The organism is Vibrio sp. 10N.261.51.A3 (genome assembly GCF_041471965.1).
Taxonomy (GTDB): domain Bacteria; phylum Pseudomonadota; class Gammaproteobacteria; order Enterobacterales; family Vibrionaceae; genus Vibrio; species Vibrio crassostreae_C.
In genome coordinates, this window is the sequence record NZ_JBFRPK010000003.1 from 63,097 (window position 1) to 76,466 (window position 13,370).

Genomic DNA, 13,370 nt, shown 5'->3' on the forward strand with positions numbered 1-13,370 from the left:
CATGACAACACCAAGTTGGGATCTAAGCATTGCTTATAGCGATCTTAATGATGCAAAAATCGAACAGGACATTGAACTCATTCAGCAGTGCATTGAGCTGTTGAACCTACACGTTGAAAAGCGTCATATCATTCTAGCGATGCAAAACGCGATTCATACTTCAGAAGCGGCAGGCACGTTACTGAGTACAATCAACACCTTCGCTAATTGCCACGCATCGGTCGACGCGACCCACACAGAAGCCAAAGCGTTGCTTGGCCGTGTTGCAAAGCTTAACTCTGAAATGTCTCAAGCGTTTAGCCCTTATGAAGACACGCTGATTCACGCTGAACCAGAGTTTATTGATGCGGTTTTAGAACACGAGAGTGCAGATGTTGCAGGCCAACGCTTCGCGATTGAGAGTTCACGTAAGCTTTCAAGCAGCCGACTCAGTGTGGCTGAAGAACAGCTGTTAGCAGCAATGAAAGTGGATGGCCGTGATGCATGGGGTCGTTTATACGACAACCTAACGGGCTCTTTGAAACTGTCGCTAAAACTTGATGGTGAAGAAGAAGCGCTTGGTTTCTCACAAGCGGCGAGCTTGTTGTACGGCAGCGAATTCGACAAACAAGAGCCTGCATGGCGCGCTGTTCAAGGTGCAATGAAGACACACCAAGAGTCATTTGCTTCGATTCTAAATGCGCTTGCAGGTTGGCGCCTGACTGAAAACAAAAAGCGTTCGAAAATCTCAGATGTACATTTCTTAGATCCAAGCTTGCACGGCAGCCGAATTGTGCCTGAAACGCTAGACACCATGATGTCTGTGGCGAAAGCTAATCGCGCAGTAGGCCAGAAAGCGGGTCTGTTGATGGCAAGAGTTCATGGCTTAGATGAAATGAAGCCATGGAACCACTTAGCTGCGATGCCGCCGCTTGGTGACGCTGAATCTAAGGTTTATCCATTTGATGAAGCGATTGAAGTGATCAAAACTGCCTTCGCTGAAGTGAACCCAGAGATGGCTGACTTCGTTGCTTTGATGGTTGAGAATGGTTGGATTGATGCCGCACCAGCAGCCAACAAGCGTTTAGGTGCTTACTGTACTAAGTTTGCCGCGACACGCACACCGCTTGTGTTCATGACATGGAGCGGCAGCCGCTCTGACTTAATGACATTGGCACACGAGCTAGGCCATGCGTTCCACAACTGGGTAATGAAAGACATGCCGTTGTGTCAAACACGCTACCCAATGACGCTAGCAGAAACCGCTTCTATCTTTGCTGAAAACATCGTTCGTGATCACTTGTTAACGCAAGCTCAAACACGTAACGAGAAACTTGAGATGTTATGGGAAGAGTTGTCTTCTTCACTCGCTTTAATGGTGAACATTCCAGTGCGTTTCGAATTCGAAAAAGCCTTCTACGAGCAGCGTGAAAAAGGCGAGCTAACGGCTCAGCAGCTGTGTGACTTGATGGAAACGACTTGGAAAGAGTGGTATGGCGATGCAATGACAGAAGCTGACCCTTACTTCTGGGCGAGCAAACTGCATTTCAGCATCTCTCAAGTAAGCTTCTACAACTACCCATACTTGTTCGGTTACCTGTTCAGTAAAGGTGTTTACGCTCAGCGCGATGCGAAAGGTGAGCAATTCTACGGCGATTACGTTTCGTTGCTTCGTGATACGGGCAGCATGATGGCGGAAGAAGTCGTTCAAAAGCACTTAGGAATGGACCTGACTCAAGCTGATTTTTGGCAACAAAGCATCGACATGGTCAAAGTTCAAATCGATGAATTTGAAAGATTGCTCGATCAGGAAGATTAATTGATCTCAATCTGTTCATAGCAGGTAAGAGCTGTGTTAGCTTACGTGGCTCTTATCTTGCTGGCATAACCTGAGATAAGCCGAAACAACCAAAAGTCTCTTTAAATAGAGAAAGTTATTTGGAACAGATGTCGGTTAGTAAAGTCAGCAGGTAATATAAAAATATATGGGTAGTATTTGTGAGTGATAACGGAGTTTCTGTTGATAAGTGCGATCCTAGCAACACAATTTCTATGTACAATTTATTAACATACGGCCGTGCAATTAAGGAGTAGCGCATGACGAAGACCCTCTTTCGCCAATCATTTCTTTTTGACAGCCTAGATCTTGAGCAAGAAGTGTTTGCAGGACAGACCGTACTGAGTAACGGTGTTCAAATTAAGCTTCATCAACGCGGTGTCTTGGAAGTGATTCCCGCGGATTTTAATTCTGAAACCAAGAACATCATTTTTTCAACCGGTGTTCATGGCGACGAAACTTCACCAATGGAGCTGATCGATAAGCTCATTGAGGATATTGAAACAGGTTTCCAAGTAGTAAACGCGAGATGCTTGTTTATCATAGCTCACCCAGAAGCCACTAACGCGCATACTCGTTTTCTTGATGTGAACATGAATCGTCTGTTTGATGAAAAGCAGTACGAGAGCAATCGAGAAGTGGATATCGCGAAGAACTTGAAGTTCTTGGTGACTGAGTTTTACAAAGAAACGGAACCTGCCACTCGTTGGCATCTAGATTTGCACTGTGCAATCCGTTTATCTAAGCATTACTCGTTTGCAGTGAGCCCTAAAGTTCGCCACGAAGTACGCAGTAAAGAGCTGTTTGATTTCATTAACAGTGCGCACGTGGAAGCAGTGTTGTTGTCAAATGCGCCAACCAGTACATTCAGTTGGTACAGTGCTGAAAACTTCGAAGCGCAAGCACTGACAATGGAACTAGGGCAGGTCGCGAGAATTGGTGAGAACCAACTTGATAAGCTAACGGCTTTTGACTTGGCGATGCGTAACTTGATTGCTGAAGTTGAGCCAGAGCATTTACCTAAGCGAACCATCACTTATCGCGTGAGCAGAACCATTGTTCGTTTACATGATGACTTCGATTTCATGTTCTCAGATTCTGTAGAGAACTTTACCGCGTTCAAGCACGGTGAAGTATTCGGTCATGATGGTGATAAACCGTTAATGGCTAAGAATGAAAACGAAGCGGTGGTGTTCCCTAATCGTAATGTTGCTATCGGTCAACGAGCAGCCTTAATGGTGTGTGAAGTTGAAACGCGATTCGACCATGGTCAGCTTGTGTACGATTAATATCGACTCGGGTTTAAACGACGAAAACAACCGCTCAACTGGTTGAAATATCAAGGTTCACATTACGGTGTGAGCCTTGAGTTTATTTGGGGATACAGGTAAGGTTACGCGAACATTTTCAAAGTAGCTTGATATGGATTTCCAACAACTTCTTCACCAAAAACAGCGCAAATGGACTAGAGCCATTTATCTGATGGCAGCACTGCTTGTCGCGCTGAGTGCGATTTACCTAATGGTTGGCGATCTTTTCATTTCCCCTCTGGGCACATTGTCCACGTTAGAACAAAAACTACTGGTTGATTTACGCTTACCTCGACTATTGGCGGCTATTGCTATCGGGGCAGGGTTAGCCGTATCTGGCGCAAGTTTACAAGTCTTATTGGGTAACGTATTAGCAGAGCCCGGTGTGCTCGGCATTTCTGGTGGTGCAAGCTTGGCGATGGTTATCGTACTGTTCTTCTTGCCGTTTGCTCCTACCCCAGAACTGTTCATGATTGCCGCCGTTTTAGGGTCACTTTGTTTTACCGTGATTCTAGTGAGCATGGTAAAAACCATGCGACTCACCACGGCTAAATTACTGCTAGTGGGTGTCGCGTTAGGCATTCTTTCTGGCGCGATGGTGACATGGGCGTTCTATTTTAGTGATGACTTAAGTCTACGCTTATTGATGTATTGGCTGATGGGCAGCTTAGGTGGCGTCACTTGGTATCAACACTCGCTCACGTTGGTGATGATCCCCGTGATTATTTGGCTGTGCCTGCAAGGTAGTAAGCTAGATAAGTTAATGATTGGCGAAACGCATGCCGCACAGTTAGGCGTAAACGTACCGAGATTGCGCTGGCGTCTAATTTTCGCCGTGTCTATTTTAGTCGGCTGCGCGGTAGCTTTAGGTGGCGTGATCAGCTTTGTTGGCTTGGTTGTGCCACACTTGTTGCGTTTAGCGATTGGTACTGATAACAAATACCTTCTTCCTTTGTCTGCCGTTGCTGGCGCTGCGTTGTTGGTGTTTGCTGATATCTGTGCAAGAACCTTATTAGATTCCGCAGAGCTGCCTTTGGGTGTGATGACCACCAGTATCGGTGCGCCTATCTTCATTTGGATGTTAATTAAAAATCATGATTCAAATTAAGAGCCTGAGCGTCGGCGCTCGTTTATTACCACTATCATTTGAGCTCAAGCAAGGGCAGGTGACTCACGTTATCGGCCCTAATGGCAGCGGTAAAAGTACCTTGCTCGAAGCGATATCTGGAATTGGTGATGGTTACAAAGGCGATATAAAGATCGACGGGCAGGATTTGTCGGAGCTGTCTTTACAAGATTTATCATTGCATCGCGCTTACTTGTGCCAAAGCGCAAGGCCAGCCTTCAACTTAGAAGTGTTCCAATATCTTGCATTGTCACTGCCAGGCTCCTCACACGGCCTTGATGCTGAAATCAACGCAGCTTTGGAAGAAATCAGCCAGATGCTAGACATTGCAGACAAACTTCATCGCTCAATTCAGACACTGTCTGGTGGTGAATGGCAACGCGTACGTTTGGCGGGAATGTGCCTGCAAATTTGGCCGACACTTAACCCATACGCGAAGCTGCTGATCCTCGACGAACCCGCAGCTCCGTTGGATATTGCTCAAGAAGCCTTGTTGTACAAGCTTATCGAACGAGTGGCTGAGAAGGGCATTGCGGTTATTATGGCTAACCACGACCTGAACCGAACCTTGAGGCATGCCGACCAAGTACTGCTGCTCGAAAAGGGCGTACTACAAGCATCTGGCAGTGCAGAGCAAGTGCTTGTGCCTGAACAGCTAGAATCCGTATTTAACACGCAAGTAAAAAGCATCTCGGTCGACAATCAAACTTATCTGCTGTTTGGTTAACTTAAGCTCATCAATACAAGGCAATCTATATGTTTAGATATATTCAACGACGACGAATCAAGAAAGTAATCAAATCACTTTCTGCAAAGTTGGTGAAAGCGTACGGAAGCAGTGACTTTTTCTCTATTGGGCAAGTAGAAACGAGTTCATGTGAATTAAGTAAGCGCCAACAACTGGTTGCCTTAGCATTGTTTGCTGATCCACAAGACCTTGCTGCTGAAATTGCTCCAGCCATTCAATTGCTGCGTAATAATGTGTCTAATGACTTCTTCGGTGGTGAGGAATATAACGCGCGTGATGTACTTAATTTGTTGGGCGGTGGCGGTTGGAAGGGCGGTCGTATGGACGATGATATGTCGAATCGATTTGGCATGAATAGCCGCTATTAGTTTAGCTCGTTCAAATTAACGTTTAATGATTTATCCATTTATAAACGTATACGCTCAATAGCTTAGCGACTTTACAGCAGTCTCAACAACGTAATAATAATGATGATAAAAAGCACTCAATATCATTATTTATGCGAGCGTTTCACTCCAATTAATTCAATGAAAAAATACCTTCCTAGCGATCTATTTTCTTAGGGAATGCGTAATTTTTGTCGGTAAAAATTGATAATTCGAACCAATATCATCTATCTACAACGCATTTGTTTGAGTTGTGTGATGCTGATTCCTATTAATATAAAACCCGCTGTTATTGATAAAATTGACGTATATATTTTTCGTTGTTCTTTAAGTCGGAAACTATAAACCTTCGAATTACGGTGCTGGTTGGTTAGTAACCAATTGGTTTTGTGTTTAGGGTAAAATAATAGAGAGTGGGAAAGTGACAACAATAAATAATAATATTCTAAAAATAGCAGTGGGTATGGCTATGCTATCGAGTGTGCCGTCAGTGGCAAATGCTCATGGTTGGTCTGAGTTTCCAAGCGCGCGTCAGAACACGTGTTACGAGCAAGGCGGGATTTGGTCGGGTACACCACCTAATGCTGCGTGTGCTCAAGCAAAAGACATTTCGGGTTCATACCCGTTTGTTCAACGTAACGAGTACGCGAAAAATGTCCAAGATTTCAATAATATCAATGCTGTAAAAGCGGCGATTCCTGACGGCACGTTATGTTATGCCAACGATTCGCAAAAACGCGGCATGGGTGCGCCTCATACTGGTTGGACTCGTACCGAGCTAAATACTGGTACGTTTGAATATGTATTCAATGCGACAGCGCCACACAACCCTTCTTTCTGGGAGTTCTACCTAACGAAACCAAACGCGGACCTAAGCAAAGGCCTAGCGTGGGGAGACTTAGATCTTATCCAAGAAGAGGGTAACGTTCCGGTTAATGGCGGCAAGTACCGCATTAATGTCACTATTCCTTCAGACCGTTCTGGCGATGCGATTCTATTCGTTCGTTGGCAACGTGATGATGCTGCGGGCGAAGGCTTCTACAACTGTTCAGACATCACTATCGCGGGTGGCACAACCCCTCCACCAGAGCCTACACCTCAACCTGATCTAGTCCGTGGCGACCTGTTTGTTTCTGACCAGTTTGGTACGCCAGAAATTGGTGATACGGTTAAGTACGACATCATCAACAAGTACGGTGAAGTCGCGCGTAGCTTCGACATCGTTATCGACGCTTCAAACGTTAACGATTGGGCTCGCTTGTTGGCTTCAGAGATTAACGGCTGGCACGAAGAGTTTAAAGATGGCGCGATCTTCATTGGTGATTGGCACGCTGAAATGCAGCACTACATGTACTTCCAAAACGATCCTTCACGTAACTTCTTTAACTCAAAAGATAGCCGTGCTTCTGGTCAGTTAACGCTGATTGATGGTGGCGACGGTGGTGTTGAACCATTAAAAGGCGACATCTACGAGCTAGTGAAGAGTGACAACGTAGTGAATGCTGGCGACAAAGTTGTAATTGCAACAAGCGAAGCGGCGACATTGACTCAAACTCAAGGTACTTCTGTAAGCATTCAAAATAACGGCACGGCTTCTATCGTAGTTGATACCACTGGCATCACTGCAAACGAAACTTTATCGTTTATGGCTAGCTCGATTGAAAGCGACAGTTTTGAAACCTTCACTTTTGAAGTAATTGCTGATGAAGGTGGCGTAACACCAGACCCAGATCCAACGCCGGATCCTGATCCGACTCCTGACCCAGACCCTACGCCAGATCCAGGTACGTGGGACTCATCAGCGACTTACCTTGGTGGCGAAGTCGTGACTTACTCGAACCAGTCATGGAAAGCACAATGGTGGGTTCAAGGTGGTACTAACCCTAAAGCGACTTACGAAAATGACAAATGGGGCGTTTGGCGTCCAGCCAACTAATCTTAACTATTGTTAGTTAATTAGCCTTGCAATAATAACCAAGACACCACACTTTTTGACGAGTGTGGTGTCTTTTTTAGCGTCTGCATTTGCGGTTTTGAATGTCATCAGCCTAGAAAAAGTGATTCAGGAACGGAGTCTTAATCACTCAGCACGGCTCTATAAGAAGATGAGAGTTATATAGAAAACAAGAGCTATATAACGTTTTGTAATGTGTTGAAGAATTATTTCAGAATAAGGTTTTCTTTAATCTCATCGTTAAGATACCCCTGATCAAAATCTGGTGTCATAAATTCGACGGAGGAGGAGTCTAGATAGCTGGTTTCTAGATGACTCGGCTCTAGATAATGGGGGTCTAAGTGATCAGCACTTACGTAGGTGGGAATCGCAGAAAACAAAACGATACTGATCGCTGCAGCGATATTAATGGCTTTGTTGCGTTGAGGAGTCATTTTCATAGTAGTGCCCTCGAAAGGTGGGCAAATCCATCTGCCTATGAGAATTGAATCTGAGATGTTTAGAAGTCGTAAGACAAACCAAGCGTAATGATATTGTCGTTGTCGATCGGGCCCATCGATTGGCCGTTCAAGTAAAGGTCACCTTCGTTGGTATTGAAGTAGGTGTATTTCACGTAGGGTGTCCAGTCGTCGATGCTTTTAGAGAGAACGACTTCGTGCTCATTGGTACGGTAGTCGCCTTGATGAAAGATTACGTTGTCATCGTTGTGGGTAAACCCGCCATTGGATCCATCACTGTTTTCGTGAGTGTATTGATAAGCTAAATCCCAGCCTGCGAGTGAGTACCCCGCACCGGCGATGAACTTATTGGTGTTGATCGTGGTGTCGCTTACATTCTCGAGTACTTGCCCTGACTGGTTATATCCCAATCCACCGAATACATTGAAGTTGTCGTTCACTTGATAATCGATAATACCTTCGATTAATAACTCTTCACCGTTGTCCCATTTACCGAGTTCACCGTATAGGTTGAACGTGAAGGATTCGCTGATGTGAAAGTCGTGTCCGTAACCCGCGGCTAGCCAACCCTGGTCATCAAAACCTATATAGACTTGTCCATTTTCTGAGGTATCGATTAATGCGCCAGCTTCTGTGGTGTAGACACCGTTATCAGCAGCATTAGAGGCAACGTTTTGTTCGATGTAAACTTGAGTCGAAGTCGCAAACGCTGCGCTGCTGAGTAACGTAAGTGGTAGAGCAATAAGGTTAAGTTTTTTCATGGATTCTCCAGTGTCGTTCTATTGAATTAACTTGCTAGAGAGTATGTGATTAAACTGAATTTATATTAATAGGGTTAACTTTAGTTAAAACCTCAGTTTCATTTATGTTTCCTTAATGCTGATTTGATTGCTTCACGGGTTTTGATGTGCTGTTCGTCTTTAGCGTAGCGGCGGTGATAGAGCATTCGAAACGTGATCGGTCTTAATTTGATGGGGATAGGGTGAACGCGTAAGCCAAGCGCTGGTGCAAGCATTTCTGCAAAAGAGCGAGTAGAAGCGGCGATATAATCTGTCGTGCTTGCCAAAATCAGCATGCTTGAAATTGAGCTGGTTTCAATTCTGACTTTTCTCGGCTCGATATCGCTCTCTGATAAAAACTCGACCGTGTTCATGTTGGCGCGTTTGATCTTGAGCGCAATATGTTCCTCTTGGAAATACTCTTCTTTACTTAGTGTCTCACCAATTCGAGGGTGGTTGATTCGAGTCAGACACACGGGCTCCTCATCGACGATGGTTTCTTCAATCAATGAGTGTTTCTTACTCGAAAGTACATCAATGACGATATCTACTTTTTGTGCAGTAAGCGCATCAAACAGTTCTTCCTCTTCGAGTGGCGCTTCCGTAAAGCTTACGCCTTCAACCTGGCTAACGAAATGAAGCAAGCTCTCTGTGCAATAGACTTTAAGGTCATTCTTTTGCTGCTCAACCGTTCCAATGATGTTCAATGGGTCTTCTATCTTATTAGCGAGTGATACCGCTGCTCCAGTAGGCGCGATACCTCGTCCTTCTCTCACAAATAAAGCCTTGCCCACGACACCTTCGAGTCTCTTAATCGCCGCGCTTACCGCGGGTTGAGAAATATCGAGCTGCTCTGATGCCACGGTGATAGAGCTGTGTTTGTAAACGGCCAAAAATGTCGTCAGTAGATTAAGGTCCAAATTCAGTTCCCTCTATTCTTATTGCCACTCATCCAAATCATGGTGGAGTCGTTATTAACTCATAAATGAAATGGAGGTTTTAAGTAAAGTTTACACTATATATCAAGGTTCTGTTTATTAATAAACTTGTTTGTATCGGAGTGAGGAAGGAACTTCATTCATTTACTAAATACTCAGACCGATAGGTGAAACTATGAGAACTTTCGCAAAATTATCAATCATCTCTTCAGCAATGATCATCACGACCACCGCTTTTGCTGCTGACCCAATGATGCAATACAACACCAAGCAAACTAACTCTGATATTCAAAAACTCGAGAAATTTGAATATCACGAGGGTGAAACCCTTGAAGAGTATCTGAGCACTCAACCTAAGGGGAACTTGTATTCTTCAGAAGAAGAAGTGCTTTCTGTGTTAATGGGCGGTGTAAACAATGGTGACTATCGCAAAGAAACCAATTCAGGTTGGAAAGAAGGCCTGATGTTTGAGGGCATTGCACCTTATGGCGATCACATGGTGTCGGGCGCCAACTGGTTCCCACGCACTGAAGAAGTTCAACCGGATGAAATGCGTGTCACGTTCATGGGGACATCACCAATGATTCGCCCGGGGCAGGCAAACACCTCGATATACGTCGAATTGGGTAACGGCTCTAACTTTGTCTTTGATTTAGGTGAAGGATCAATTGCGAACTACGTAGCGGCGGGTGTCGCGATGAATGAACTCGACCATATCTTCATTACTCACTTACACGTAGACCATTACGGCTCGTTACCTTACCTGTATCAATTTGGTGGTTGGAATGGTCGCTGGGAAAAGCCGCTTAACATTTATGGTCCGAGTGGTGCGACTCCAGAATATGGCACTCGTCATATGATTGAAGGCATGCAACAAATGTTGAACTGGCACACCGATGCATTTGATGTGTTCCCATCAGGCAACGACATTGTGGTTCACGAGTTTGATTTCCGCGACGACGGTGGCGTTATCTATGACCAAGACAATGTGGAAGTGATTCACTGGCGACGCAGTCACGCAAAAGATGGCGCGTCTGGTTACCGCTTGAATTGGACTCAAGATGACGGCCGAGTGCTTTCATTTGTTTGGACAGGAGACGGTCGCCCAACAGAGTTGGATTTGAAATACGCAAAAGGTGCAGACTTGTTCATTACTGAGCTGCAAACCGAAACGTTTGGTGTGTCTTCGATTATTCAAGGTGTACCGCCATTCTTAGCACGTTACACCGTTGATACTCACCATACACCAGCGTACGCGGCGGGTTATGTGGCGAATGAAGTACAACCGCGCTTGTTCATGACAACGCACATGACATTCGACCCATATCTCAATGAGGAAACCGTTGCAGAGGTTCGCCACCATTGGCAAGGGCCTTACCACTTCGGTGCGCCAGATGGCATTGTCGTTAACATGACTAAAGATAATGCGTGGGTTCGTGAAGGTATTTTACCTGATTTCCCGAATGCGCGAGCGCCACAATTTGATATGGCCGATGGGTCTGACTTTAGAATCCCGCTGCCGAAAAACAGCCGTGAAGACATACAAGAACAAGAGATTCGTGATTTAGAGTTGGATCCAAAACTGTACTATCCAGAAGGCTACCACCCAGAGCTGTTAACTGAGTGGCCAGTCGACCGTGACATCGTGATCCCAGCTGAACAAGTACCAGAAGCAATGAAGCAAGGTATGAACACCAAGCAAGAATACATGGATAGAGTGCGTGCTCACCACAACCTTGAGCGCAAGTCGGTAAGTCGTCCAACTGAGCCTGGTGAAGGAGCAGGAACCGACAACAAATAGGGTATTTGCAGTGAGGGCTGATATTGCCCTCACATCCTAAAAAGTTAGGTAAATAAACCCATTCTCTTACTCAATCATAAAAACTATTGCTTACAACATCTTTGCTTAGAATATCTGGAGTTCATTATGAAAAAATCAATTTTAGCGGTCGTCATTCTATCTTTAGTGTCAGCGTCTGTTTTCGCTAACGGACAATCAAATGCTCACAACTATCAACCTGGTGCGACGAATAACTCAGAACGTTTAGCGGATATTGATCCTAACTACGAACTGACCTTACCTTCAGAAAAAGAAGGCTACACCATGTATGACAACCAATCCATGTCAGATGGCGGGACCTACACAACGTATGTTAAACCGAATCCTTCCGATGCAATGCATGTCGCCGATGAAGGCTCACTAAAAATAACGCATGGAGAAGGTGGTGTCATTATGACGGAATACACCACAAAGAATGGCCAACACACGTTTTCAGTGATGTGCGGCTACACCTCGGGTCCATCGTACTGGGCTGACGGAAAACCAGCGAAGGTATGTGAAGAGGCGCAAGCACTAGCGGTTGCATTGGAAGCAAAAGGTGAATGGGAGGTGAAGCCAATGACTTACACCATCGCACCAGCAAGAATCGTAGTTGATAAGTGATTTTTGTCTATAGAACGCTCGTTATATCGAGCCTCGTTATCCAATCATATTGATTATTTGTAGTGAGACAGAGGGGTACTCAGGCTGAAATGGTCTTGAAGTTCCCCTTAACTTAGCTCATCTCACAAGAAGCTAAGTCAGCCAACTAATCAAATTTGTATTCGAAAATACAGAAGGTCTATCCCATGAAAAATACCATTAAGCTACTGGCTATCGCATGTGTTTTACTTACTCCAATGCATGTCGCCGCTGCCGAACATAATCATAGTCACAATCATTTTAACCCTGAATTAGAGAAACTTGGCGACGATATTATTGGTCTAACCGTGTGTTACAAAAATGGTCATCTATCAGATGAGAATCAAGAGCCTGCGTTTATGAACCTTATCAACCATGCCAATGTCGAGGGTGAGGAGTTGGGGATGTACTACATGGATAAGTTGGGTCCTAAAGCGGAGCAAATTATGAGTGATGACGACGCTCGTCGCTTATGGACTCAAGATTATTGTGCTGATTTGACTGACACTTATTTGGATTCAGATAAGTTAGCTCAAAGATCAAATGAACATCAAAGTCATTCACACGGCCACGATCATGGACATCACCATAATCACGATCACCATGGACATGGTGACTTGACACCGGAGGTACTTGAGCAAGATATTGAGAGAGGGCGTTTACTCAGTATCAATTAAGCCCAATAAGATAAGTTCATCTAACCTATTGTTAAATATTCACTATTTGATAGTGTGTCTAGGTGCACATTAAGGATGTGTTTCATATTTAGCGATGAAAATAGTAGGAGTTGCGATGAGTATTATAGTGAGACGGTCTGAACCGTCAGATGCAAAGGGAATAAAAGAAGTTTACGAATGCACTAATGCTTATACCGGTACGCTGCAACTCCCAAATCCATCTCTGGAAAGCTGGCAAAAACGAATCTCTAATATGCCTGATAACGTGTACTCGTATGTCGCGATGATCGACGATGAGATTGTTGGCAACTTGGGAATGGAAGTGTGCGTGAATCCAAGAAGACGACATGTGGCTTCATTTGGTATGGGTGTTAAAGACGATGTGCTAGGCAAAGGTGTGGGTAGTCAGCTGCTCGCGACCGCGATCGACTTGTGTGATAACTGGATTAACATCAAGCGAATGGAGTTAACGGTATACACCGATAATGAAAGAGCGATCAGCCTGTATAAGAAGTTCGGTTTCGTGATTGAAGGAGAGTCCGCAGGGTTCGCTTTCAGAAATGGCGAATATGTGGCGGCTTATCATATGGCTCGACTGGTATAGCATTTAGCTACGATTAACACACAGCTACGATTAACACAGTTAGAATTAACTGACAGATAATAAAACGCCACGTTATTTAAACGTGGCGTTTGCTATTGTGCGCCGAGCATGGC

13 protein-coding genes are annotated in these 13,370 nt (G+C 44.8%); 10 read left to right on the forward strand and 3 right to left on the reverse strand.

What is annotated here, in order from left to right:
- The first annotated feature begins 1 nt into the window (after window position 1).
- The 6 genes from AB4371_RS00960 (at window position 2) to AB4371_RS00985 (ending at window position 7,322) form a co-directional block, all read left to right on the forward strand.
- Window positions 2-1,798 carry a M3 family oligoendopeptidase gene (locus tag AB4371_RS00960; protein WP_372129757.1) on the forward strand — a complete coding sequence of 599 codons (1,797 nt, stop codon included), beginning with the start codon at window positions 2-4 and terminating at the stop codon, window positions 1,796-1,798.
- A gap of 278 nt (window positions 1,799-2,076) precedes the next feature.
- A complete protein-coding gene (locus tag AB4371_RS00965; protein WP_017059157.1) occupies window positions 2,077-3,105 on the forward strand; it encodes a succinylglutamate desuccinylase in 1,029 nt (342 codons plus the stop codon).
- A 133-nt stretch (window positions 3,106-3,238) separates the two neighbouring features.
- Window positions 3,239-4,234 (forward strand): vitamin B12 ABC transporter permease BtuC, encoded by a 996-nt coding sequence (gene btuC / locus AB4371_RS00970; RefSeq protein WP_017065523.1) that lies wholly within the window; start codon window positions 3,239-3,241, stop codon window positions 4,232-4,234.
- Window positions 4,221-4,979 (forward strand): vitamin B12 ABC transporter ATP-binding protein BtuD, encoded by a 759-nt coding sequence (btuD, locus tag AB4371_RS00975; protein ID WP_102320088.1) that lies wholly within the window; start codon window positions 4,221-4,223, stop codon window positions 4,977-4,979. The genes btuC and btuD overlap by 14 nt, the downstream gene beginning before the upstream one ends.
- Window positions 4,980-5,008: 29 nt before the next feature.
- Entirely contained in the window at window positions 5,009-5,368 is a 360-nt protein-coding gene (locus AB4371_RS00980) for a DUF6559 family protein (RefSeq protein ID WP_102320089.1), read from the forward strand.
- A 487-nt stretch (window positions 5,369-5,855) separates the two neighbouring features.
- A complete protein-coding gene (locus tag AB4371_RS00985; protein ID WP_102393908.1) occupies window positions 5,856-7,322 on the forward strand; it encodes a lytic polysaccharide monooxygenase in 1,467 nt (488 codons plus the stop codon).
- 224 nt (window positions 7,323-7,546) lie between these two features.
- Here AB4371_RS00985 and AB4371_RS00990 read toward each other — a convergent pair whose 3' ends face one another.
- The 3 genes from AB4371_RS00990 to AB4371_RS01000 all read right to left on the reverse strand — a co-directional run bounded on the left by AB4371_RS00990 (window position 7,547) and on the right by AB4371_RS01000 (window position 9,497).
- A complete protein-coding gene (locus tag AB4371_RS00990) occupies window positions 7,547-7,780 on the reverse strand; it encodes a hypothetical protein (RefSeq protein ID WP_102393880.1) in 234 nt (77 codons plus the stop codon).
- Between the two features lie 59 nt (window positions 7,781-7,839).
- Complete coding sequence (locus AB4371_RS00995; RefSeq protein ID WP_102393881.1) at window positions 7,840-8,559, reverse strand: hypothetical protein; 720 nt, start codon at window positions 8,557-8,559, stop codon at window positions 7,840-7,842.
- A 98-nt stretch (window positions 8,560-8,657) separates the two neighbouring features.
- Window positions 8,658-9,497: a LysR family transcriptional regulator gene (locus AB4371_RS01000; protein ID WP_017068280.1), complete on the reverse strand. Its 840-nt coding sequence runs from the start codon at window positions 9,495-9,497 to the stop codon at window positions 8,658-8,660.
- 193 nt (window positions 9,498-9,690) lie between these two features.
- Here AB4371_RS01000 and gntH point away from each other — a divergent pair, with 193 nt between their 5' ends.
- The 4 genes from gntH (at window position 9,691) to AB4371_RS01020 (ending at window position 13,257) form a co-directional block, all read left to right on the forward strand.
- Window positions 9,691-11,316: a guanitoxin biosynthesis MBL fold metallo-hydrolase GntH gene (gene gntH, locus AB4371_RS01005; protein ID WP_102393882.1), complete on the forward strand. Its 1,626-nt coding sequence runs from the start codon at window positions 9,691-9,693 to the stop codon at window positions 11,314-11,316.
- Window positions 11,317-11,442: 126 nt separating this feature from the next.
- Window positions 11,443-11,958, forward strand: coding sequence for a hypothetical protein (locus AB4371_RS01010; RefSeq protein WP_017068282.1), 516 nt, complete (start codon window positions 11,443-11,445; stop codon window positions 11,956-11,958).
- A gap of 185 nt (window positions 11,959-12,143) precedes the next feature.
- Window positions 12,144-12,653 carry a hypothetical protein gene (locus tag AB4371_RS01015; protein ID WP_102398476.1) on the forward strand — a complete coding sequence of 170 codons (510 nt, stop codon included), beginning with the start codon at window positions 12,144-12,146 and terminating at the stop codon, window positions 12,651-12,653.
- Window positions 12,654-12,768: 115 nt separating this feature from the next.
- Window positions 12,769-13,257 (forward strand): GNAT family N-acetyltransferase, encoded by a 489-nt coding sequence (locus AB4371_RS01020; protein WP_017068284.1) that lies wholly within the window; start codon window positions 12,769-12,771, stop codon window positions 13,255-13,257.
- Window positions 13,258-13,370: the final 113 nt, after the last annotated feature.